The following is a 23,533-nucleotide window of genomic DNA, read 5'->3' on the forward strand; positions in this document are numbered from 1 at the left end:
TCGACGAGGCCTTTCCACCGCGCGGGTTACCGTGTCGCTCGTGACAGCGTCATGGTCGGGTTCGATGGCGCGCCTGGGCCGGTTCTGCGCGCGGCACGGGTGGTGGGTTCTCGCCGTCTGGATCGCGCTCCTCGTCGCCGCGACGCTCGGTCATCGCGCCACGGGCGGGGATTACTCGGACGACTTCCAGCTGCCCGCATCGTCGGCGCAGCAGGGTGCCGACCTGCTCAGGGCGCACGAGCCGAAGGCGGGCGGCCTGAGCGGGCAGCTCGTGTTCACCGCCCGGGGCACCACGCTGCGGCCGTACTCGTCCCAGCTCGCGACGGCGGCGGGCAACGTCGCGAGGCTGCCGCACGTCCTGTTCGTCGGCGACCCGCTGGCAGCGGCGACCACGTCGAAGGACGGCCGTACCGCCTACGCGACGGTGCGCTTCGACGTCAACCCCAAGACCCTCGGGCCGTCCTACGTCGCCTCCGTCGACCAGGCGGTCACCGGGGCGCGGGCGGCCGGTGTCAACGTCGACTACGGCGGTGTCCTGGGCCAGGCCGCACGGCCGAAGGCCAACGAGGCACTGTCGGAGGTCATCGGCGTCGGCGTCGCGATCGTGGTGCTGCTGGTCGGGTTCGGCAGCGTCTACGCGGCCGGGCTGCCGATCCTCACCGCGCTGGTCGGCGTCGGGACCGGCATCGGGGTGCTCGGCATCGTCGCGTCGACCACCACCTTCGCCTCCGTGGCACCCACGCTCGGCATCATGATCGGGCTGGGGGTCGGGATCGACTACGCCCTGTTCCTGGCCACCCGGCACCGCCAGCTCGTCATGGACGGAGTCGAGCCGGCCGAGGCCGCCGCCCGCGCCGTCTCCACCAGCGGCCAGTCCGTGCTCGTCGCGGCCGCCACGGTGGTCATCGCCATGCTCGGGCTGTTCGCCTCCGGCATCGGGTTCATCGGCAAGCTCGGCCTGGCGGCGGCGATCACCGTCGCCGTGTCCGCACTGGCGGCCACGACGCTGGTACCGGCGCTGCTGGGACTGGCCGGGCGGCGCATCGACCGGCTGCGGGTGCGCCGCCCGGTGGCCGAAGGCGGGGCGGACGGTGACCTGGGCGACACGGGCTGGCATCGGTACGCGGCCCGGGTGAGTCGCCACCCCTGGCGCTTCCTCGGCGCCGGGGTCGCCGTGCTCGCGATACTGGCGTTCCCGATGCTGTCGATGACGCTTGGCCACGTCGATGCCGGGGCCAACCCGACCTCCTACACGGATCGCCGCGCCTACGACGCCATCAGCAACGGGTTCGGACCAGGCGCGAACCGCCCGTTCACCGTCGTCGTCCAGCTCGCCGACGGCGCGTCGAGGCCCGCGCTGGCGTCCGGCCTCGACCGCGCGCTGGCCGGCACCCCGGGCGTCGCCGCTGCCACCCCGGCGAGGACCACCACGGACGGGTCGCTGCTCGTCGCCACCGTCGTATCCGCCACGCGCCCGCAGGACGCGGCCACGGACCAGCTCCTCGCCCGGCTCAACGACCAGACGCTGCCCGATGTGCTCGCCGGGACTGGTAGTCATGGCTACATCACGGGAAACCTCGCCGCGAGCCTCGACTTTCGCGACCAGGTCTCGGCGCGGCTCCCGGTCATCATCGCCGTCGTCATCGCCGCCGCGTTCCTGCTGCTGCTCGCCAGTTTCCGCAGTCCCTTCCTCGCTCTCAAGGCCGCGGTGCTCAACCTGTTCTCGATCGGCGCCGCCTACGGCGTCGTCGTCGCCGTCTTCCAGTGGGGCTGGGGCGGCTCGCTGCTGGGCGTCGGCGAGAAGGTGCCGGTCGAGTCCTACGTGCCCATGATGATGTTCGCCATCGTGTTCGGGCTCTCCATGGACTACGAGGTCTTCCTGCTGTCCCGAGTCCGCGAGCGGTGGCTCGCCACCGGCGACAACGGCCGCAGCGTCGCCGACGGCCTCGCCGCGACCGCCCGCGTCATCACCTGCGCGGCCCTCATCATGACCAGCGTCTTTCTCGCGTTCCTGCTCTCCAGCAACGTCGTCATCAAGATGCTCGCCCTCGGTCTGGGCGTCAGCGTTCTGATCGACGCCTCCCTCATCCGGCTGCTCGTCGTCCCGGCGACCATGTTCCTGCTCGGCCACGCCAACTGGTGGCTACCGCGCTGGCTCGACCGTCTCCTCCCCAGACTTGAACCCGAGCCCGAACCTCAGCCAGCACCCGAGCCCGAACCTCAGCCAAGGGCCGAGCTCGGCGTCGGCGCCGGGCGAGCGGCAGGCTCCGTGCCCGCGGCGACGTGACTCGCCGGCTCTTTTTGCGGCAAATGCCGACCAATATGCCGGACCCGTTCCGGATAAATCCCGCCGGAACACCCGACCGGCGGACCGGTTCACCGTGAGGCGAAGCGGGAACATGTATTCGGGTGGCTGCATCATGTATTGAGCTGCCGGGAGAGCCTGCCCTCGGGCCGTGGCCGCCAGGCGGATACGGTGGTGACGATCGATGCGTATCGCGGCGACGGACAAAGGGGGCGGAGACCAGGCTGGGACCCGTGTCGATGAAACCAGCTCGCCATGACCGGCAGCCGGCAACGCCCGCACGGCCAGCAGCGGTCAGCCATCGGGCCTTCCGCCGAATGGTGATCGCCGCCGTCGTCTTCTTCGTGGCCGCCCTGATGGTCGACCTCACCGCGCCGAGGTCAATAGTGATCCTGGTCGAGCCCATCGAGGGGGTTGCCGCGACCGCGGTCGCGGCGGTGTGCTGTGGGGTCGAGGGCTGGCGGCACCAGGGAGTCGAACGGCGGTGGCGATGGCTGACCGGGGCGGCCGCGGTCGTGGCGACGGCCGGGGTGGTCACGTCCGTTTGGACGTCCCCCGCCGCCGGAACCAATCTGCCGACGCTGCACCCGCCCGATCTTGGCTATCTCGTCTGCTACGCGCTCGCGCTGGCGGGGCTGCTCACGATACCGACGGACCCGCTGGACCGCGGCCCCGACGACCACGTTCCGCTCGGATCGAACCCAGGCGATCGTCCTCCACATCCGCCGTTACCCAGCCGGCGATGGCTGGCGGTGACCGTGTTGGACAGCCTGCTCGTGGTCGGCGCGCTGGCGCTGCTCGCGTGGGAGCTGGTGCTGAAGGACGTGCTGCTGCAAGGTGAGTACAGCCCGGGCTCCGTCCTGACGATGTTGGGTCTTGCTCTGGGTGCGTTGACCCTGTCGGTAACGGTGTTCCTGCTCGGCACGTTCCGGCGGCCACGCCTCTGGCCCGCGTTCGGTCTGCTCGCGGCCGGCGTGGTCGTGCTCGCGATCGTGGCGGTCAGCTATGTCGCGGCCGATCTTCGCCGCTGGACGGTCGCGCCGCCGCCTTTCTCAACCGGGTTTCCCGCGGCAATGCTGCTGATCGGGCTGGCGGCGGTCGCCCCGGCGCGACCAGCGGCGCCGCCCGTGGCCGAGCCGGATGACCACCGGACAAACGATCGACCGGGCCTGCTGCAGATACTGCACCTGGCGTTGCCGTATGTGCCGCTGGGCGCGGTCGGTCTGCTCACCCTGGTGCGGCTGGTGACGTCGGCCCCGATTCCGCGCGCGGAGATGTTCGCGCTGCTCAGCCTGCTGGTACTGGCGTTGGCACGACAGATCGTGACGTTGTGGGACAACGCGAGGCTGCTGGCCCGCTACCGGGCCAGCCAGAATCAGCTGTTGTACCAGGCGTTTCACGACCCGCTCACCGGGCTGGCGAACCGGGCGCTGTTCAACGACCGGCTGCGGCACGCGGTCGACCGGCGAAACCGCGACCCCGACCCACAGCCGTTGATCCTGCTGTTCTGCGACCTGGACAACTTCAAGAACGTCAACGACGAACTCGGGCACGCGGCTGGCGACGAGCTGCTGCGGCTGATCGCGGCCCGGCTCCTGCGCGCGGTCCGGCGGGCGGACACCGTCGCCCGGCTCGGTGGTGACGAGTTCGCGATCCTGTTCGAGGGCGGCACCGAGGAGCCGTGGCAGCTCGGCCATCGGATCGCCGAGGCCGTCGCGGCTCCCTGCGAGCTCGCTGGAGCGTCGCGCTCGGTGCACGGAAGCGTCGGACTGGCAGTCGCTGAGCCTGGCACGACCACCGAGTCGGAGACGCTGCTGCACCAAGCGGATCTGGCCATGTACAAGGCGAAGCGAGATTACGGCACCGTGACTGTCCACCGTGCTGGGCTGTCTGGGCAAGGAACCCAGTCCGGGCCGCGCAGGCCGGGGGCCAAGGCGCCGCGGTGCCAGCCCGGACGGTGACATCGAGCGGTGCGCGCCGTGTGTGGAGTTCGCCGGTGTGACCAGTCTCCACGGACAGTAGGCGCCCGCCGGGTGGGCGGCGCTCCCGGCTGTCGTGAGGAGCGCCGCCCACGGCGCCGTCAGACGGTGGATCTCTCGGCCATCTCGGCGAGGGAGATGCCCTCGTGCTTGATCTCGAAGCGGCCCTTGTCGTAGGAGCGGGTCGCGATGTCGCGGCCGGCGACCTCGGCACGCAGCGCCCCGACGGTGGACTGCTCCTTCGAGCGGTGGGCGAACGGGTCGAACGAGTACCAGCGGCACGCGTTCTCATACGACATCTTGTTGATGTCCTCGTCCGGCACGCCGACCGCGGACTTCAGCAGCTCCTCGCCCGGCCACGGCCAGCTCGAGTCCGAGTGCGGGTAGTCGCACTCCCACGCGATGTTGTCAATACCGATCTTGTGGCGCAGCTCGACACCGACCGGGTCCTCGATGAAGCAGGTGAGGAAGTGCTCCCGGAAGACCTCGCTCGGCAGCTTGTCGCCGAAGTTCTGGCCGGTCCACAGGTGGTGCATGTCGTAGGTCCGGTCGATCCGCTCCAGGAAGTACGGGATCCACCCGGTCCCACCCTCCGACAGGGCGATCCTGATGTCCGGGAAGTCCTTGATGACCCGCGACCACAGCAGGTCGGCCGCGGCCTGGCAGATGTTCATCGGCTGCAGGGTGATCAGGACGTCCATCGGGGCGTCCGGCGCGGTCAGGGTGAGCTTCCCGGACGAGCCGAGGTGGATCGACATCACCGTGTCGGTGTCGACCAGCGCGTTCCACAGCGGGTCCCAGTGACCGTCATGGAAGCTGGGGTAGCCCAGCGCGGCCGGGTTCTCGGTGAACGTCAACGAGTGGCAGCCCTTGGCCGCGACCCGGCGGACCTCGGCCGCGGCCAGCTCCGGGTCCCACAGCACCGGCAGCGCCATCGGGATGAACCGGCCAGGATAGGCACCGCACCACTCGTCGATGTGCCAGTCGTTGTACGCCCGCACGACCGCCAGCGCGAGGTCCTTGTCGTCGGCGGCCGCGAACAGCCGGGCAGCGAAACCCGGGAACGACGGGAAGCACATCGAGCCCAGCACCCCGGCCGCGGACATGTCCTTGACGCGCTCGTGGATGTCGTAACAGCCCGGGCGCATCTCGTCGAACGCGGTCGGCTCGACGCCGTACTCCTCCTTCGGCCGGCCGGCCACCGCGTTCAGCCCGACGTTCGGGATGATCGAACCGTTGAACGTCCACACATCGGAGCCGTCCTCGCGGTGGAGGACCTTCGGCGCCGCGTCGGCGAACCTCGCCGGCAGGCGCCCCTGGAACATGTCCGGCGGTTCGACAAGATGGTCGTCGACGCTGATCAGGATGAGGTCTTCCGCGTTCATACCGAGCCTCCGCTCACAGACAGGAATGCCACAGCCACGAGCTCGTCCCGCCGCGGGCGTGACGGAACCGGTGGGTTGGTGGGTTTGACCGGAATGACCGGCCGGGCATCGAGCCCGCCGAACAGTTCGCGCAGCGGCTGCGGCGACGGCCGACTGTGGTCTACGGGTCGGCGAGAATCCTGCGCATCGCCGCGTGCGATTCGGGGGATCCGTCCAGCACGCGGTTGTAGCGCTCCGTGATTCGCCAACCGTCGGCGGTACGTGCCAGCTCCCAGTGGTTGATGGCGGCTCGCCAGAGGTACCAGCGGTCGTCCTCCTTGCGGATCACGAGGGAGTAGCCGACCGCGCCCGCCGTGTCGCCATGGAGGGTGATGTGCGGTGTGGCCGTCAGGTGAGCCACGCCCGTGGCGACCAGGTCTGTATGCACGTCGCTCTGGTACAGGGCGGCCAGTCCCCGCGGTGCCTCGACGCGGGTGCCGTCGCCGGTCACGCCGGTGAAGTCATAGCCGCCACCGGTGATCCACAGGTCGGCCGCTTCAGCCGCCGATCCGCTGTCGACCAGCGGGCCGTAGCGGTTGAGCAGGCGGAGGATGTCCAGCTGATCCTCCGCCGCACGCAGCCGGGCTTCCAGATCCTCGAGCCTCTGTCCCACGTCCCGGCGCGCTCGTCTCTTGGCGCGCCAGGTTCGACCTCGGTTCACCACCGCCGGGCAGCCCTCCTCGACGCTTCCTACGGCTCGATCACGACCCGGATGGCGCCCGATTTCTTGTCGCCCGCGACCCGGAACGCCTCATCGGCGTCCTCGAGAGGAAAGCGGTGGGTGATAAGCGCCCGGGTGATCTCGGGGTCGTCCGCGAGCATCGCCGCGGCGTCCTCCATCTCGCGTCCGGTGCCATGGCCGCAGTAGCCGAGGGAGGGGATGATCCGCCCCTCGCGGAAGAAGAGGGTGGGCCAGTCGACCTCGATCTTGTCCATGTAGACACCGACGACGACGACCGTGCCGCCGGGGGCGACGAGGTCGATCGCGCGTGCGAGGGCGGCCGGGTTCCCGGCCGCCTCGACCACCACGTCGTAGAGGCCGTCGGGGCCGGCCTTCGCGTCGAAGCGCTCCGCCGCCTCGATCTGGTGCGGGTAGCGCGCCTCGATGGCGACGTCCTCGGCTCCCTGCCGGTGGGCGCCCGCGACGGCGAGCAGGCCGAGCGCGCCGGCGCCGACGACCGCGACCCGGGTGTCCGGTCCGGCGCCGGCCAGCCGTAAGGCGTGCCAGGAGACCGACGCCGGTTCGACGATGGAGGCGTCGCGCACGTCGAGGCCCGCCGGCAGCGGGACCAGCCGGGCGGCCGGGGCGCGGAACTGCTCGGCCATGCCGCCGTCGATGCTGAAACCGAGTGCGCGCTCTCCGTGCGTCGGACAGCGGTTGTAGAGGCCACGCTGGCACTGGTCGCATTCCATGCAGCCGTAGAGGGCCTCGACGATGAAGGCGTTGCCGCCCTCGTCGACGCCGGCTAGCTCGTGGCCGAGGATGTAGCGGCAGCCGTAGGAGATGTACAGCAGGTCGGAGCTGCAGATGCTCGCCGATCGCATCTGAAGGAGCTCGCCGGTACCGGGCGGCTCGGGGAGATCGACGACCTGGACGCCGCCTTCCGCGGCACGTACGGCTTTCATGGCTGCTCCTTCGTGGTCTGCTGGGTGGCGGGGCTAGGTCGGGGCGTGGCGGTTCTGAACGGAACCCGGTGACATGACCGGCTGTGCGCGGACTGCGGACCGCGGAATCCGGGCGGTTCCCAGGCCCGGACCCCGGGGACTAACGACGGGGACCGGTCACCGGCTGAGCCGCGCGACCGCCGGCGTCGGCGTCGGCGGTACTGGTCTCGACCACGGGGGCGGCGTCCTCGACCGCCGGCCGCTCGGGGGGACCGGTCGGGACCTCGCTGATGCCGAGGTACGACTGGACCAGCAGGTCCGAGTCGACCTGGGCGGTCCGCCGTTCCCAGGCGACCCGCCCGACGGCCATGAAGGCGATGCTGTCGGCGAACGCGACCACGTCATGCGCCTTCTCCTCGACCAGCAGGATCGCGGTGCCGGCCGCGCGCAGTTCCCGCAGCGCCGCATAGACCTCGGCGACGACGAGCGGCGCCAGGCCGAGTGACGGCTCGTCGACGATCAGCAGGGCCGGCGGCTTCACCAGGGCCGGCGCCAGCGCCAGCATCTGCTGCTCGCCGCCGGACAGCGATCCGGCGAGCTGGCCGCGGCGTTCGCCCAGCACCGGGAACCGGCGGTAGGCGGAATCCCGGTCCTGTTCGGCCGGCAGCCACAGCGAAAGGTTCTCGTCCACGGTCAGGGCGGGGAAGATGCCCCGGCCCTCGGGGATGAGGAAGGCGCCGTGGCGGACCCGCCGGTGCGGCGGCAGGCCCGTCACGTCGGCGCCGCCGAGCCGGACCGTTCCCCGCGTCGCCGGCACACCGCCGGCGACGACCGCGCACAACGTCGACTTGCCGGCGCCGTTCGCGCCGATGAGGGCGAGCACCTCGCCGGCGCGCAGGGCCAGGTCGACCCCGTGCAGCACCTCCACGGCGCCGTATCCCGCGCGCACGCCGGTGACTTCGAGCACGAGTGGCTTGTCGGAGACGCCCGCGGCGGGCGCGGCGCCCAGCGTCGCGGCGGGCGGGGTGTCGACCAGCGGGGCCGCGGCGGGCACGTCGACCGGGGTCGCGACCGCCGACGCCGCGACGGCCTCCTTGCGCAGCGCGCGTTCCTCCCGCCTGCGCCGGCGTTCGAACCGCTGCTGGGCGGTGAGAGCGAGGATCCCGTCCGGGTTCTGCGCGAGGTTGATCGCGGCCAGGCCGGAGAGCACCTGCGGCAGGTACGAGGTCTGTGCGACGTGGCTGAGCAGCTCGGGGCTGAGTGCCGCGCCGAAGCCCGCGATCACCGCGGCACCCGGCCGGCGCACGCCGAACAGGACCACCGTGGCCAGCCAGAACAGACCGGTCTCGACCGGGTAGTCGAGGTGGGTGACGCGGCCGGACGACGCGGCGAGCAGGACGCCGCCGAAGCCGGCGATCGCCGCCGACAGGGCGAACACCGCGGTCTTCGTGCGGGCGGCGGAGACGCCGATGGTCACCGTCCCCGGCTCGGTGGCCCGCAGCGCCGCCATGGCCCGGCCCGAGCTCGACCGGATCAGGTTCCGTACCAGCAGGACGACGATACCGAGCACGATCGCCAGGAAGATGATCATAGACCGGGAGTCGGCAAGATCCACCGGCCCCAGCGCCGGCGGCCGCAGCACCCATCCGCCGACGTCGTTGCGGCTCACCCCGCGCAGCTGGAAGAACAGGTTCTGGCAGATGTAGGCCAGCGCCAGCGTCGCCAACGCCAGCGGCAGCCCGCCCAGCCGCCGCGCGGGCAGCGACACCACCACGCCCATCGCGGTGGCGACCAGCGTGCCCAGCACCAGCGCGACGGCAAACGGCCAGTGGTGGCTGACCACCCAGCCGGCCGTGATGCCGGAGGCGGTGACGAACGCCGCCTGCGCGAGGCTGACCATGCCCCCTACGCCGGTCACCACGGTGAAGGAGAGCAGCACCACGGACAGCGCAAGCCCCCGAATGATCAGCGACTGCCAGTAGTCGTCCGCGACGAACAGCGCGTAGGCCAGGACGATGACCGACCATGCCGACCACACGATCGTCTTTCGCCGCCTCGACTCCTCGCCGTAGGAGGGCGCGGGCGGGTCGTCGTCGGTCTGGGTGCCGGCCCGGCGGCTACGGTCCACGGCGAACACGAACAGCAGGAGAAACAGCAGGATGAACGGCACCGACGTCGAGAACCCGGTGATGTTCTCCGCGAAATGGGCGTAGCCGACGATGAGGTTCTGCACGACCCCGATCAACAGACCGCCGGCCAGCGCCAGCGGGATCGAGCGGAAACGCGCGAACACGACGGCGGGCGTGGAGATGAGCACCACGGTCGTGAACACCGGCGTGTTCAGCGTGAAGATCGGAGCGAGCAGCACCCCGGCCAGCCCGGCGAGGAAGCTGCCGAGCATCCAGGAGATCGCGGACGTCCGGTCGGGGTCGATGCCGCGCAGCGCGGCCAGGCCGCGCCGGTCCACCACCGCCCGCATGTGCAGGCCCAGCCGGGTGTGCCGCAGCAGCACCCACAGGCCCGCCGCCGTCAGGACGGCGGCGCCGAAGACGGCTACCTGGTTGCTGTCCAGCAGGACGGTGCCGACCGTCCACACCTTCTTCGGAGTCGGCCCGAGCCCCGGAATCAGGAACAGCTCCTCGATCCCGGCGATGTGCCAGTCGAACCACAGGTTGAAACGGTCCGAGACGAACAGGCAGATCCCGGGCACCGCGATCAGCAGGCCGACCGGCACCACTATCTTCACCGCCACCGAGGACTGCGTGAGCCGCCGGTAGATCAGCCGGTCCAGCACGAATCCCAGCAACGGCGCGAAGACCAGGACGGCGATGACCGCCGCCGGGATGATCGGGATCCCGGCGGTAACGTTCAGCTGCACGAACAGGTACGCGGTGGCGAACGCGACCGCGCCGTGCGCGAAGTTGAAGATGCCCGACGTCTGATAGGTCAGGACGACGCCGGCTGCCAGGATGGCGTAGAGACCGCCGGCGACGATGCCGCCGACGACCAGGTTGAGGAACTCCTCCACTGCTTCACCCTTCGATGGAGATCCGGTCGGCCGGTCAGTCGGTGAGTCGGTCGGTGAGTCGGTTGCCCGGTCAGCCCAGGTAGGCCGCTCGGACGTCGGGGTGCGCCTGGATCTCGTCCGGTGTCCCCTCCGCGAGCACGGCGCCGAGGTCCAGCACCACCACCCGGTCCGACTGGCCCATGACGAAGCCCACGTCGTGCTCGACGAGGAGAATCGCCACCCCGTCGGAGCGCAGCCGCTGGATCTGCTCGCCGAAACGCACCGTCTCCTGCGCCGACAGCCCCGACGTCGGCTCGTCCAGCAGCAGCAGCCGGGGTCGGTCGGCGATCGCCCGCGCCAGCTCCACCAGCCGCGCCTGGCCGATCGGCAGCGAGCCGGCCGGCCTGTGTCGCAGGTCAGCCAGCCCGCACGCCTCGAGCACCTCGGTCGCCCGCTCCCGCCGCTCGGCCTCCCGCCGCCGGCGGCTGGGGGCGGCGAACAGGTCGGCCACGAGACCCCCGCCGCCACCGCGCCACTCCATCGACGCCAGCACGTTGTCTTCCACCGACAGCCGGCCGTACAGCTGGGTGCGCTGGAACGTGCGGCGCACCCCGGAACGCGCCCTCCGTTCCGGCAACTGGCGGGTCACGTCGGACCCGTCCAGGTGCACAGTGCCTGACGTGGGCGCCGTCAGGCCCGAGATGATGTCGAACAGGGTGGTCTTGCCGGCGCCGTTCGGGCCGATCAGGCCACGGACCTCGCCCGCCTTCACCCGCAGCGAGACCTCCCGAATGGCGGTCAGCCCGCCGAAACGCTTGGTGACACCGCGAACCTCCAGGGCCGGGCCCGCGCCGGCCGCGACGACGTCGGGCTCAGGGCTGGTCGCAACCACGCCCGCTCCTTCTCCGGCCCGTTCAGGCCTGGCACGGTCGAGGGGTGTCGTCAGGTCTTCCCCAACCCGACGTTCCCGCCGACACAGGTTTCGCCCGCGAGCGGGAGAGATCTCCGCTCTCCCGCCCGCTTGGCGCACGGGACGGACTAGTCGGCGTAGGGGTCGTTGCAGACGAGCGGGACGGCCAGCGAGTACTTTCCGTCCTTCAGCTTGGTGGCGGTGGCGCACGGCGCCCCGTAGAAGTGGTTCTCGGGCCAGGTGTTCCGCCCGATGAAGATGCCGTCACCGTAGTGGAAGTTCGGGCTGTTCAGCGTGCTCAGGAACTTGTCGACGGTGAGATCCTTGCCGGTCGCCTTGAGGCCCGCGATCAGCATGTCGGCCGAGATCCACCCCATCGCCGTGGTGATCGACAGACCGGCGCCCTTGCCGTATTTGGTGACGTCGTCCGTCATCTGCCGGACCGTCGCGTTGTCCGTCGTCTGGAAAGGCAGCCACTGCAGATAGGTGTTGGTGTCGTCGAGGGCCTTCAGACCGGCCAGCCGGGGGTCGTAGCCCACCGCGCTGATCTGGATGCCCTGGTAGCCTGCGGCGGTCATCGTCTGGATGAGCGCGGTGACGTTCACGAAGTCGGTGACATGGTAGATCATCGCCGGCGGCTTGCCGTTGTTGGCTGTCATGATCTGCCGGACCAACGAGGACGGATCCGCGGGCGGCTGCCCCAGCTGCAGCGCGTTGCTGGTCATGACGACCTTCAGCCCGGCCCGTTCCAGGGAGCGCTTCGTGTCCGCGACCCCCTGCCTGGCCGAGGCGTTGTCGACGCCCAGCAGCACGACGCTCTTGTCGGCCTTGCCAGCCAACAGCTCGACGTACGGGCCAACCTGGATCGAGTTGTACTTGTCCGGGAGCAGGCAGCCGGTGATGCCGAAGGTGTTCGCCCGGTTGCAGAGGCCGTTGTTGAACGCCCAGCCGAACGCCGGCACCTCGTTCGCGCACAGCGAGTCCGCGTAGGCCCCGATCGACGTGGCCACCGGGGCCACCGCGAAGACCTTCTCGTTCTCCGCGAGCTTCTTGCCGGCGTCGGCGTTCTGCTGCGCGCTCAGGCCGTCATCGGACATGCCGATGTAATCGATCTTGCGGCCGATGACACCGCCGGCGGCGTTCTCCCGGGCGAACCGCGCCTGCGCGCCCAGGTCCGTCTCCTGGTAGGTGGACGTACCGGAATTGCTGAGCGTCCCGAGGCCACCGATCTTGATGCTGGTGTCGGTGATACCCCGGGTCGGGTCGGCCGCCTTGTCGGAGCACGGCAGGGTGCCCGGAACCGGTATCGACTTCCAGGTGGCGGGGCTGCTGGCGGTGGAGCGCGACAGCGCGACCGTCGTCCCGGCGCTCGAACCCGCCGAGGCCGCACCGGCGGCTCCGCTGGTGCCGCCACTGCCGCTGCCGCCACAGGCTGCCGCCATGACGAGCGTTGTGGCCAGTACGGGTAACAGACCGTTCCGGAATCTCATCCTCGGATGACCTTTCCCTTAGTAGTCACGGGGGTCGTCACCTTGCCGACGACCCGGCCGCGGCAGTCCACACCGTGATCTCGGCGATGTGGTTCCAGGCCGAGACCGCGGCACGCCGCGCGAAATTCGTGGAATGAGAGGTCGCAAAATCAGCCCGAGCGCCATCACATTGGCGCGGGAAGTTTCCGCGACGGGGCAGCGAAGCGCGTCAAAGGCGCGCTTCGCTCAGGGGGAGCAGAGAATCCGGTCATTCACCCGAAAGCAGCTGACAGCCGGGCGGCCGCGACGGCCCAGAGCAGCCAGGTTCGCAACCGTTCTATCGCCAGCATGCGTCGGTCGGCGACGTTGTCTGGCCGGGCGAGCACGCCCACTCGACCTGATCGGCCAGAACGTGAGGGACGTTCACACCTCTCGATGTCAAAGTCAAGGCCCCGATCGTCAATCACTTTCCGCCCACCTTCGGTTACGTATGCGCATCGAGCCAGGGCGAGGCGCGCACTCGCCCAACCCGCAACGCGCCAGAGCCGACGGCCTGCGCACCCACGGCCGTTCAGCTCGACCGCGGCCACGGCGGCCGGCTACGGCAGCCGCCGACACCGCGCGGAGAGGGCCCGCCGCCACCGCGAAGTGTCGCGACCGACCGCCAAGCGCGTCCGTCGGCGAGGCGGTTGTCGCTCTCTTCGAGCCGAAGAACGGCTCGCGATGGGACGCGCGGGTCCCCGACCGGGCCCGATGGGTCCTGGCCGGTCAGAAGACGCTTGCCGTCCGGTCGAAGACCGTCTACATTTGCGTCAACTTTTCCAGACATGATCGTCAAACTTTTTTCACGATCATGTCAACTTCATCAGGCTGCGGCCTCGGAACCTCGGGCCCGCCGCGGGAGCCGCCTGACGACTGCCAGGCGGCGGCAGCACCTGGGCGCAAAGAGCGGGTGAGCGGTGATGGAGACATCGAAGGTCGGACGCGAGCGGCAGGTGCCGCTCGATGTCCGGCTGACCGAGGCGGCTCCGGGCGAGAGGTCCTACACCGTCGACGCCGCCACCGGGGAGGTCGCCGGCAGGGGGTCGCCGCGCCCGGCACCGCGGTGCCACGCGCCGCCGATGCCGCTCGCCGGGTAGTCCGTCGGACCGGGCCGGCCGGCAGGCGGCGCGCCTCGCGGATCTGGGATCGTCGCGCGTCTGGCATCGTCCGGTCCGAAGAGGTGTTTCGCGGCCGAGCGTGCACAGCGACGCAAGGAGGTGCTCGTGGCTCGGCCGCCCCCGCGGTCGACCCACGGTCATCGGGTCGCCGGGCCACTCCCCGCGTGTGCTCTCCTCCGACCGAGCCGATCGCCGCGTCCGAACACCTGACGAACCAGCCCGCCATACGGAACCACCGCCGCGTCCTCGCCCGGCGGCCCTGAAGGAGCAGCAGATGGAGCCTCTCCCCCAGCCGAGCCCGGCGACGGCATCGCCCTCGATCTCCGGCGCCGACAGCCGGCTGCGCGCGCAGCGCTGGGACGACGACGGCCCGCGCTCGCGCCGAGGGGCCGAGACGAGGGCACGCCTGGTCGAGGCCGCGAAGGCGGTCTTCGAGGAGAAGGGCTTCCACGAGGCCCGGATCTCGGACGTCGCCGAACGGGCCGGCCTGACCCACAGCGCCTTCTACCACTACTTCGACTCGAAGGAGGACATCCTGCGCGAGGTGGCGGCGGTCCTGGATCACACGCTGAACGCCGGCGTGGACATCATCCTGGACCCGACTTCCACCGCCACGCCGCACGAGCGCCTCGCCTCGGCCATGCGGACCCGCCTCGAGGCCCACCGCAAGGAAGCGCGGATCATGGGCGTGATCGAGCAGGTGGCACGCCACAACGAGCAGATCCGGGCGCTCTGGACCCAGTTCTACAAGCAACACGTCAAGGAGATGGCCAACTCGATCGCACAGCTCCAGCGACGCGGTCTCGCGGACCCAGCCCTCGACCCCGTCATCGTGACCGACGCCCTGGCCGTGATGACCATACGGTTCGCCGAGCAGTCCCTCCTGCAGGACGACTCGGGGTACGACTTCGACACCGCCGTCGAACAGATCACCAGAATCTACATCAACGCGCTGCAACTGCGTGAACCCAAGAAGCCACGCCGCCGACGCGACGACACCGGCTAGTACCGCTCCGGTCGAGCAGCACCGCCGAGGCCAGCGCCTAGGCGCTCCCCACGCAACAACCCACCCCATTCCCACCGAGAACTCGACAACGGGACGCGCGCGTCCCGGACCCGGTCTCGACGCGCGCGCCGGCAACGAGCCCGAACACCGACACCAAGCCGAGCGGAGGCAGGGAGAACAGTGCCTGAAACCCGGAAGATCGGCTCCGAAACGAGGATGCTTGTCGACGGAGAGCTCGTCGAGGCGGACTCGGGCAAGACGTTCGACAACATCAACCCGGCCACCGAGGAGACATTAGGCCAGGTCGCCGACGCGTCGAGCGCCCAGATGCAGCGGGCCATCTCGGCGGCCCGGCGCGCGTTCGACGAGACGGACTGGCCGACCAACCGAGCGCTGCGCAAGCGCTGTCTCGAGCAGTTGCAGGATGCGCTGGAGGCCGAGCGGGAGGAACTCCGGGAGGAGCTCATCCTCGAGGTCGGCTGTCCGCGGATGGTGACGAACGGCCCGCAGCTCGACGATCCGCTGGAAAGCGCGCTTCGCTACCCGGCGAAACTGATCGAGGAGTTCCGTTGGGAGACCGAGCTCCCCGACGCCCCCGCCATGGGCATGCTCACCGAGCGGCGCGTCCGGAAGGAGCCGGTCGGCGTGGTCGGCGCGATCGTGCCGTGGAACTTCCCGTTCGAGGTGACGCTGAACAAGCTCGGCCAGGCGCTCGCCACCGGGAACACGGTGGTGCTCAAGCCCGCTCCGGACACCCCATGGAACGCCACCAGGATCGGCCGCCTCGTCGCCGAGCGCACGGACATTCCGCCCGGCGTCGTCAACGTGGTCACCTCCTCGGACCACCTGGTCGGCGAGGAGTTGACCCTGTCGCCACAGGTCGACCTCATCTCCTTCACCGGATCGACCACGGTGGGCCAGCGGATCATGGAGAAGGGCGCCGCCACGCTCAAGCGGGTCTTTCTCGAGCTCGGCGGCAAGTCGGCGACGATCGTGCTGGACGACGCCGACCTGCCGACGGCGGTCACGACCGGCCTGGGGGTGTGCTATCACGCCGGTCAGGGCTGCGCCATCCAGACTCGGATGCTGCTTCCCCGGTCGCGCTACGACGAGGGCGTCGAAATCCTGAAGGCCGCCCTGGCGGCGGCGCCGTACGGCGACCCGCAGCGCCCCGACGTGATGATGGGCCCGTTGATCTCGGCGAAGCAGCGCGACCGCGTGCTCGGCTACATCGAGCGGGGCGTCCGGGAAGGCGCGACGCTCGCTCTCGGCGGCGGGCGCCCCCAGCACCTCCCGAAGGGCTGGTACGTCGAGCCCACCCTGTTCACCGACGTGGACAACTCGATGACGATCGCCCAGGAGGAGATCTTCGGACCGGTTCTCGTCGTGATCCCCTTCGAGGACGACGACGACGCCGTCCGGATCGCCAACGACAGCCGCTACGGGCTCTCGGGCGCCGTGTTCTCCGGCTCCCTCGAGCGGTCGCTGGCCGTGGCCCGCCGCGTCCGCACCGGCGGCCTGGGCATCAACGGCGGCATTCCGTACGGCGCTGACCTGCCCTTCGGCGGCTACAAGCACAGCGGCATAGGCCGGCAGAACGGCGCCGAGGGGTTCGAGCAGTACCTGGAGACCAAGGCGCTCGCCTGGCCAAAGGCCTGAGCGCCGGGCCACCGGGCGACGCCGCGGTCGCCGCGTGGCCGGTGCGGGCCGTGGCCGTGACGCCCTGAGCTGACCGACAGGGCCCCGGACCGGCGCCCGGCAACCGAGGTGCACATGTCACTCCCGGGTAACGATGATTTCGCCGTCGACTGTCGCCGCCGTGAGCGCGCTACCACCAAGTAGGCACCCCATTCACCAGAGACAAGGAGCCTCGCTGTGCCACTGACGACCAGCGGCAGTGACCTCTACTACGACCCGTATGACTTCCAGATCGACGCGGATCCGTATCAGGTATGGCGGCGGATGCGTCACGAGGCGCCGCTCTACTACAACGACAGGCACGACTTCTACGCGCTAAGTCGTTTCGAGGATGTCGAGCCCTGCCTGAGCAACTGGCAGACCTACCGGTCCGGACGGGGCACCGTCCTCGAGATCATCAAGGCGAATGCCCCGATTCCCCCCGGGTCGATCCTGTTCGAGGACCCTCCCGTCCACCAAGTCCACCGCGGCGTCATGGCCCGGGTGTTCACGCCCAGGAAGATGAACGCACTCGAACCGCAGGTCCGCGACTTCTGCCGACGCTCCCTCGACCCCTTCGTCGGATCGGGCGGGTTCGACTTCGTCGCCAACCTGGCCGCGGCGATGCCCATGCGCGTCATCGGCTATCTGCTGGGCATCCCCGAAGAAGACCAGGAAGCGATCCGGGACCTCTTCGACGACAACCTCCGCCTCGAGGATGGCGACGACCTCGCGCCCCCGGACATGAGCGGCGCCGAAAAGTTTGCCGACTATGTCGAGTGGCGGGCCAAACATCCCTCCGACGATCTCATGACAGAACTCCTCAATGCGGAGTTCGAGGACGAGACCGGCACCACCCGCACCCTGACCCGGGAAGAGGTCCTCAACTACATCTACCTGCTCGCCGGCGCCGGCAACGAAACGACAGCAAGGCTCATCGGCTGGACCGGGAAGGTACTCGCCGAACACCCGGACCAGCGCCGTGAGCTCGTCGAGGACCGATCCCTGATCCCCAACGCGATCGAGGAGCTCCTTCGCTACGAGTCCCCCTCGCCCGTGCAGGCCAGATACGTCCTCCACGACGTGGAGCACCACGGTCGGACCGTTCCCGCGGGCAGCGCCATTCTGCTCCTCAACGGCTCCGCCAACCGGGACGAGCACCGGTTCCCGGACCCCGACCGTTTCGACATCCACCGCGACGTCGGCCGCCACCTCTCTTTCGGCTACGGCATCCACCACTGCCTCGGCGCCGCGCTGGTTCGCCTCGAGGGACGGGTGGCGCTCGACGAGGTCCTCAACCGATTCCCCACCTGGGAGGTCGACTGGGACAACGCTGTCCAGGCCCGCACGTCAACCGTGCGCGGCTGGGAGAAGCTACCGGTCCACGTCCCCTGACCGCACCGGCCGCGCCGGGCCAGGCCGGGCCGGCCGCACCATCCAGTTACCGGTCCCGGCAGACCTCACCGCCGTGGCCCACGGGTCGAGAGCGAGGCCGGCGAACGGACGACCGCCCGCCGTCGTGTCGGCGGCCAGGGCACAGGCAATTGCTTCGGCACCACCCGCCGTGGCCGCGGTCACGGACCAGCCAACCGCAGGAGGCATTGATGCGCCCATACCCCGACTCAGCTGTCGCGCCGGCCGTTCTTCCGGGAGTCGTGCGCCAGATCGGCTACATCGTCCGCGACCTCGATCAGGCCCTGACAAGCTGGCTCGAGCTGGGGGTCGGGCCCTGGTACGTCCTGCGTGGACAGTCGCAGAGCGGAACCTACCGGGGCCGGCCCTGCACGGTCCCCCTGTCGATCGCCTTCGGCAACACGGGCGATTTACAGGTCGAACTCATCTGCCAGGAGGACGACACGCCCAGCATTTACACCGAGTTTCTCGAGTCCGGGCGGGAGGGATTTCATCAGCTGGCCTGGTGGACCACCGACTTCGACGCCACCATGCGATCAGTCGAGGCCGCCGGATGGCCCGTGGTGTGGTCCGGTGACGGGGGTGGCGCGACCCGCTACGCCTACGTCGAGCCGCCCGCCGGACCGGCGACGATCGTCGAGATCATGGAAGTCACGGCCGCGACGGATGGCATCGCGATCCTCGTCCGCCAGTCCGCGGCCGACTGGGACGGCAGTGCGCCGATTCGTGCCTTCGAGGTCGGGCCATGACCACGGTAGGCATCGCGACCGGCGCCGGCCGCGGCATGGGACTGGCCTGCGCGCAGCGGCTCGCCGGCGCGGTCGACGCTCTGCTGCTGGTCGACCGGGACGAGTCGGTGACAGCGGTCGCCAAGGAGCTGGCAGCCGGCGACGGTGGAACCTTCGTCGAGCCGTTCGTTCTCGATGTCACCGACGGTGATGGCCTGTCGCGACTCGCATCCCGGGTCGGCGACCTCGGGACGCTTCGTGCCGTCGCACACGCCGCGGGGATCTCACCGACGATGGCCGACTGGCGTCGCATCTTCACCGTGGATCTCATAGGGACCGCGATGCTCGCCGAGGCGCTGCGCCCGCTGACCACGGCCGGGACCGCGATGGTCTGCTTCGCGTCGATGGCCCCGATCCTGATGATCACCGATCCGCACCCGGCCGCCGACGCCGTGCTCGACGACCCGCTCGACGAGGACTTCCTCGACCGCATCCACGACGTCCTCGGACCGGCCGTCGAGGACTCTGGACTGGCCTACTCATGGGCCAAACGCGGCGTGCAGCGTTTCGCCCAGCGGGAGGCGGTGCGGGTAGGGCCCCTCGGCGGGCGCGTCTGCTCCCTCTCTCCGGGAATCATCGACACGCCGCAGGGCCGGCAGGAGGCGGAGACCCAGAGCGTCATGCGGACGCTCGTGGAACAGACGCCGCTCGGCCGGGTCGGGCAGGCGGACGACGTCGCCGACGTGGTCGCCTTCCTCCTGTCGGACCAGGCCCGTTTTCTCACCGGCACCGACATCCTGGTCGACGGCGGCATCTGCGCCGCGGTGCGCGGACCCGGGGCCACATCGTGAGGATTCCCGGCGGTCAGCACGCCGAGATGGACGTCCGTCATGTTCCGGCGGCCGGCTGCCCGGCTCGCTGACGGACCGGGCGGCTAGCCTTCTGGCCGCCGCCCGAACCCCGCGCACATTGCCGGCCGGAATCCGACCTCCCGGTGTCGGCGATCCGACATCTGGGTGCCAAGCCGGAAGACAGACCATGGCGGCGGCGGGTTGGCGGACGCGGTGCAGTACCGTCAACTCTCTGGCAGGGCGGGGCAACGCCGTCCGGCCGGTCCCGGCGCGTCGGCCCGCCAGTGACGGATAACACACCTCGCGGCTGGCGTCGTTTCCGACTGGGTCGATGAGTCGCGGCCGGCTTGTCGGTCTCCCTTGCTAGTATTCGCCCGCTTGACGTGATCTTCCAAGGCAGGGGAGTTTCGTGCGCCGGATCGCAGAGTTCGTACTTCACCATCGCAGACTTGTATTGGTCGGCTGGCTTCTCATCGTGGTCGCGGGCGTCGCGCTGACCGGCCCGGCCAACGATCGCCTGGTCATTGACTTCTCGCTGCCGGGACAACCAGGCACCGAGACCGCGAACAAGATTGACTCCGAGTTCACATCCGGCGGCAAGACCTCGCCTTACGTGGTCAGCGTCACCATGCCGGCGGGCCAGGTTGTCACTGGCCGGGAGGACTCCATCGGGCAGGCGTTCGCCGCGGTGCAGGAGAACGTGCCGCAGACCCGGGTGATCGACGAGGCGAACACCGGCGACAAGGCCTTCCGCACCAAGGATGACCGCACCTCCTACGCCCTGGTCTTCTACCGGTTCCTGCACGACCCGACGGCGACGTTTCCGACGGACGCCATCAGGACGGCGCTGACGGACGCGGCTCCCACGGGCGCGACGGTCGGCGTGACTGGCGAGGACGCCCTGGCCGTCGGCGACTCGGACGGTGGCGGGGCCGGCGTGTTCGCCGAGGTCCTCCTCGGCGCCGTCGGCGCGCTGGCAGTGCTCGCCTTCGTCTTCGCGTCGTTCCTGGCGTTCCTGCCGCTGGTCGTGGCGGCCGCCTCGATCCTGACCACGTTCATCCTGCTGCTGCCGTTGACCTACCTCACCGATGTCTCGTTCATCGTCGAGTTCCTGGTCGCCCTCATCGGTCTCGGCGTCGCGATCGACTACTCGCTCATCCTGGTCACCCGCTGGCGTGAGGAGCGGGACCGCGGCCGCGACAACCACGACGCGGTTGTGGTCGCCATGCAGACGGCCGGTCACGCGGTGATGTTCAGCGGCATTACGGTGGCGATCGGGCTGCTGGCACTGGTGGTGCTCCCCGTACCGTTCATGCGCAGCATCGGGCTGGGTGGCGCGCTGATCCCCCTGGCCAGCGTGTTCACGACCCTGACGCTGACGCCGGCGATTCTCGGCGGGATCGGCCCCAAGGTCGACTGGCCCAAGATCCGGCACGAGAACCGAGCCGGGCGGGCCTGGACCAGGTGGGCCAAGGCCGTGGTGCGGCGTCGGATCATCGCGGCGGGGGCGGCCCTGCTGGCCCTCGGCCTGCTCATCGCCGCGTTCGCCGGCATCAAGATCGGCCTTGCCTCGTCCGAGTCCCTGGCCAAGAACGGCCCGGCCTACACGGCTCTCCAGACGCTGAAGGACGGCGGCGTGCCGACCGGTGTCCTCACGCCGATGGAGGTGCTGGTCGACACGTCACAGGCGCAGTCGGTCGCCAAGGCCGTGGGCGATGTGCCCGGCGTCGATCGGGCTGTGGTGGCGACCGGTGCCGGACAGACCGCCGCCGGGCACAGCATCGTGGTCGTGATCCCGGAGGCGGAGACCGTCAACTCGTCGTCGATCGGACCGGTGCGCAAGGTCAAGACGGCCGTCGCCGATCTGCCGGGCGTCGTCGGCGTCGCCGGGATCGGCGCGGACCAGATCGACTTCCTGAAGGCCGTCTACGGCAACTTCCCACTGATGATCACGATCATCGCGCTGCTGACGTTCGTGCTCCTCGCCCGCGCCTTCCGATCGATCCTGCTCCCGATCAAGGCGGTTCTCCTCAACCTGATCACCCTCGGCGCGACCCTCGGCTTCATGGTGCTGTTCTGGCAGAACGGGTACGGATCCGACGCGATATTCGGCGTGCACGCCACCGGAGCCGTGACCTTCTGGATCCCGCTGATGGTCTTCGCGTTCCTGTTCGGGCTGTCGATGGACTATGAGGTGTTCATCCTGGCCCGCGTCCGGGAGGAGTACGACCGGACGGGAGACACGGACGGCGCCGTCGTCGAGGGGATCGGGCGCACCGGTCGGCTGGTCACCAGTGCCGCGCTGATCCTGTTCCTGGCGTTCATCGCGCTCGCGACCGGGCCGGGCACCGACCTGAAGACGTTCGCGACGGCGCTGGGCTTCGGCATCCTGCTCGACGCGACCATCGTCCGGTCGGTGCTGGTGCCCGCGCTCGTGTCGTTGTTCGGCCAGTGGAACTGGTGGCTGCCCGACTGGGCGGCCAAGGTGCTTCGCGTACCGCCCTCGCGCCCGGTCATACCGGCCGGCGTGGGCGCTGGCGACGCCGTGGCGGTGCCCGAGCCGCGGGGTTCGGCCAGCCCGTCCGAGGTATCCGAGTAGCCCTTCCGCACCTCGCAGTCCGCACCTCGCAGTCCGCACCGGGTCGTCTACCGGTGCGGACTGCGCGTTTCACGGGCGACGCGGACGCTGGATCCGCGGTGCGTGGTTCCAGTGGCCGGCGTCGACGACGACGGTGAGTTCGGTGACCCGCGGCGCTCGACGCCGCGCGCCAACGCCAACACCGACGTCCGCGCGATCCACCGGTCCGCTTCCGCGCACACCTTTACTAAACGTGCCCCTTCGCGAAATAAACGCAGATCTGTCGCGAACCGGACAGCATTCAGCGGCGGGGTCATTGTCGGCCGGGGCAGGACCGCCCGAAGAAGTAAAGGAGGAGTAAGGGAGAAGTAAAGAAACAAGGATCTGTCGCGATCTGGACAGTGGTCGGCGGTGGCGTCACTTATCTTGGGCGAAGCTTGAATATCTCGAATCAACCTTCCAGTCGGCGGCCCGTCGACGGCCGATGAGAGGCTCCACAGTTGTCCAGTCCGCGGTCACGGGGTCTGATCGAAAGAGGATTCGTAGCAGCAATCAATGGGATTTTCTCCAGGCGACGGACTTCTCGGTCCGGCGGGGCTGGTACGCCGGCCGGGCATGTTGGACCGTGAGGAGTCAGCGCGGCGCTGTCGCGCCAGGCCGGCCAGGGGTGTCGCGGGGGCGGGCTGGTCGCCTGGTCAGAGGGCCAGAGCAGGCTCGGTGAACGCCAGCAGGTCCCGGCCGGCGCGGGTCGAAAGACCACCGCCGCCACCGCTGGGCGGCTGATCACAGGACAGCGGCCACCGTACTGGACCGGCGGGCCACCGGCCAGGTTGGGCGACCGGACCGCCTCCACCGTTTTTCTCCGGCAAAGGGACCGCTGGGCGTCGGGTTCCGCCTGGTCTCCACAACACCGCTACGGCCACCGACCTTTCCCATCGCACCTGAGAGCCGAGGCTCCGGAACTCGCCAACGGACGACGGCAAGGGTACTCGCGCGGCTCTTTTCAGGAAACCGCGGCCGCGGCCGCGCCGTGCCCGGGAAGTCCTGTTTTCGTACGCCCTCGAACGCCAATCAGCCACTGACCGCCCGCGCCGCCGCCCTCAAGGCCCCGTGCGCGTGGTACCGGTCCCCCAGCGAGCCGGAAAGGCTCGCGAATTTTTCACCCGCCGCGGCTCCGCGCGGGGAAACAGCAGAAAGGGAACCCATGTTCAGACGATCCCGCCTCTCGGCGCGCCTGTCATCCGTCGCGGTCGGTCTCGCCGCCGCGCTGACGCTCGCCGCGTGCGGCGGCGGCGGTGGGGACTCCGGGCCCGCGGCCGTCGGCGCCGCCACGCCGGCCGGCGGCTACAAATTGACCCAGGCCACGGACTTCCCGGCGAGCCCGACGCTGGACAAGATCCGCCAGCGCGGAGAGATCATCG

General features: G+C 69.9%; 15 protein-coding genes and 1 pseudogene. 10 read left to right on the top strand and 6 right to left on the bottom strand.

Going from position 1 to position 23,533, the window contains the following annotated elements; all coding sequences use genetic code 11:
- The first annotated feature begins 64 nt into the window (after nt 1–64).
- Both BCD48_RS11075 and BCD48_RS11080 read left to right on the top strand, forming a co-directional pair.
- Nucleotides 65–2,287: an MMPL family transporter gene (locus BCD48_RS11075; RefSeq protein WP_071048267.1), complete on the top strand. Its 2,223-nt coding sequence runs from the start codon at nt 65–67 to the stop codon at nt 2,285–2,287.
- Between the two features lie 335 nt (nt 2,288–2,622).
- Entirely contained in the window at nt 2,623–4,266 is a 1,644-nt protein-coding gene (locus BCD48_RS11080; RefSeq protein ID WP_071048268.1) for a GGDEF domain-containing protein, read from the top strand.
- A gap of 119 nt (nt 4,267–4,385) precedes the next feature.
- On the opposite strand, the gene BCD48_RS11085 is transcribed toward BCD48_RS11080, so the two are convergent.
- The 6 genes from BCD48_RS11085 to BCD48_RS11110 all read right to left on the bottom strand — a co-directional run bounded on the left by BCD48_RS11085 (nt 4,386) and on the right by BCD48_RS11110 (nt 12,720).
- The gene (locus tag BCD48_RS11085; protein WP_071048269.1) at nt 4,386–5,669 is read right to left on the bottom strand and encodes an amidohydrolase family protein; all 1,284 of its coding nucleotides are present in this window, start codon (nt 5,667–5,669) and stop codon (nt 4,386–4,388) included.
- A 160-nt stretch (nt 5,670–5,829) separates the two neighbouring features.
- Entirely contained in the window at nt 5,830–6,321 is a 492-nt protein-coding gene (locus BCD48_RS11090) for a nuclear transport factor 2 family protein (protein ID WP_071048270.1), read from the bottom strand.
- A 77-nt stretch (nt 6,322–6,398) separates the two neighbouring features.
- On the bottom strand, nt 6,399–7,334 hold the full coding sequence (locus BCD48_RS11095; protein WP_071048271.1) for a zinc-dependent alcohol dehydrogenase: 936 nt from the start codon (nt 7,332–7,334) through the stop codon (nt 6,399–6,401).
- A gap of 139 nt (nt 7,335–7,473) precedes the next feature.
- A complete protein-coding gene (locus tag BCD48_RS11100; protein ID WP_083418466.1) occupies nt 7,474–10,341 on the bottom strand; it encodes an ABC transporter permease subunit in 2,868 nt (955 codons plus the stop codon).
- 70 nt (nt 10,342–10,411) lie between these two features.
- On the bottom strand, nt 10,412–11,212 hold the full coding sequence (locus BCD48_RS11105) for an ABC transporter ATP-binding protein (protein WP_071048272.1): 801 nt from the start codon (nt 11,210–11,212) through the stop codon (nt 10,412–10,414).
- A 146-nt stretch (nt 11,213–11,358) separates the two neighbouring features.
- Entirely contained in the window at nt 11,359–12,720 is a 1,362-nt protein-coding gene (locus BCD48_RS11110; RefSeq protein ID WP_071048273.1) for an ABC transporter substrate-binding protein, read from the bottom strand.
- Nucleotides 12,721–13,658: 938 nt separating this feature from the next.
- Here BCD48_RS11110 and BCD48_RS50575 point away from each other — a divergent pair.
- From BCD48_RS50575 to BCD48_RS11145, 8 genes and pseudogenes are all read left to right on the top strand, one after another.
- Complete coding sequence (locus tag BCD48_RS50575; protein ID WP_131803906.1) at nt 13,659–13,838, top strand: hypothetical protein; 180 nt, start codon at nt 13,659–13,661, stop codon at nt 13,836–13,838.
- 295 nt (nt 13,839–14,133) lie between these two features.
- Nucleotides 14,134–14,865, top strand: coding sequence for a TetR/AcrR family transcriptional regulator (locus BCD48_RS11115; protein WP_071048274.1), 732 nt, complete (start codon nt 14,134–14,136; stop codon nt 14,863–14,865).
- A 216-nt stretch (nt 14,866–15,081) separates the two neighbouring features.
- Entirely contained in the window at nt 15,082–16,524 is a 1,443-nt protein-coding gene (locus BCD48_RS11120; RefSeq protein ID WP_071048275.1) for an aldehyde dehydrogenase family protein, read from the top strand.
- 216 nt (nt 16,525–16,740) lie between these two features.
- Nucleotides 16,741–17,937: a cytochrome P450 gene (locus BCD48_RS11125; RefSeq protein WP_071048276.1), complete on the top strand. Its 1,197-nt coding sequence runs from the start codon at nt 16,741–16,743 to the stop codon at nt 17,935–17,937.
- Nucleotides 17,938–18,146: 209 nt separating this feature from the next.
- A complete protein-coding gene (locus BCD48_RS11130; protein WP_071048277.1) occupies nt 18,147–18,704 on the top strand; it encodes a VOC family protein in 558 nt (185 codons plus the stop codon).
- Nucleotides 18,701–19,534, top strand: a complete 834-nt coding sequence (locus BCD48_RS11135) for an SDR family oxidoreductase (RefSeq protein ID WP_071048278.1) — start codon at nt 18,701–18,703, stop codon at nt 19,532–19,534. The genes BCD48_RS11130 and BCD48_RS11135 overlap by 4 nt, the downstream gene beginning before the upstream one ends.
- A 409-nt stretch (nt 19,535–19,943) precedes the next feature.
- Entirely contained in the window at nt 19,944–22,133 is a 2,190-nt protein-coding gene (locus tag BCD48_RS11140; RefSeq protein ID WP_071048279.1) for an MMPL family transporter, read from the top strand.
- 1,183 nt (nt 22,134–23,316) lie between these two features.
- Nucleotides 23,317–23,533: pseudogene (locus BCD48_RS11145) on the top strand (ABC transporter substrate-binding protein); the annotation flags it as partial.

Origin of the sequence: Pseudofrankia coriaricola (assembly GCF_001854805.1) — a bacterium.
Taxonomy (GTDB): Bacteria; Actinomycetota; Actinomycetes; order Frankiales; family Frankiaceae; genus Pseudofrankia.

Excerpts from the sequence above, each read along its gene's own strand:
- BCD48_RS11075 (WP_071048267.1), top strand. The coding sequence starts at position 65 with ATGGCGCGCCTGGGCCGGTTCTGCGCGCGGCACGGGTGGTGGGTTCTC.
- BCD48_RS11080 (WP_071048268.1), top strand. The coding sequence starts at position 2,623 with ATGGTGATCGCCGCCGTCGTCTTCTTCGTGGCCGCCCTGATGGTCGAC.
- BCD48_RS11085 (WP_071048269.1), bottom strand. The coding sequence starts at position 5,669 with ATGAACGCGGAAGACCTCATCCTGATCAGCGTCGACGACCATCTTGTC.
- BCD48_RS11095 (WP_071048271.1), bottom strand. The coding sequence starts at position 7,334 with ATGAAAGCCGTACGTGCCGCGGAAGGCGGCGTCCAGGTCGTCGATCTC.
- BCD48_RS11110 (WP_071048273.1), bottom strand. The coding sequence starts at position 12,720 with ATGAGATTCCGGAACGGTCTGTTACCCGTACTGGCCACAACGCTCGTC.
- BCD48_RS11115 (WP_071048274.1), top strand. The coding sequence starts at position 14,134 with ATGGAGCCTCTCCCCCAGCCGAGCCCGGCGACGGCATCGCCCTCGATC.
- BCD48_RS11120 (WP_071048275.1), top strand. The coding sequence starts at position 15,082 with ATGCTTGTCGACGGAGAGCTCGTCGAGGCGGACTCGGGCAAGACGTTC.
- BCD48_RS11130 (WP_071048277.1), top strand. The coding sequence starts at position 18,147 with ATGCGCCCATACCCCGACTCAGCTGTCGCGCCGGCCGTTCTTCCGGGA.
- BCD48_RS11135 (WP_071048278.1), top strand. The coding sequence starts at position 18,701 with ATGACCACGGTAGGCATCGCGACCGGCGCCGGCCGCGGCATGGGACTG.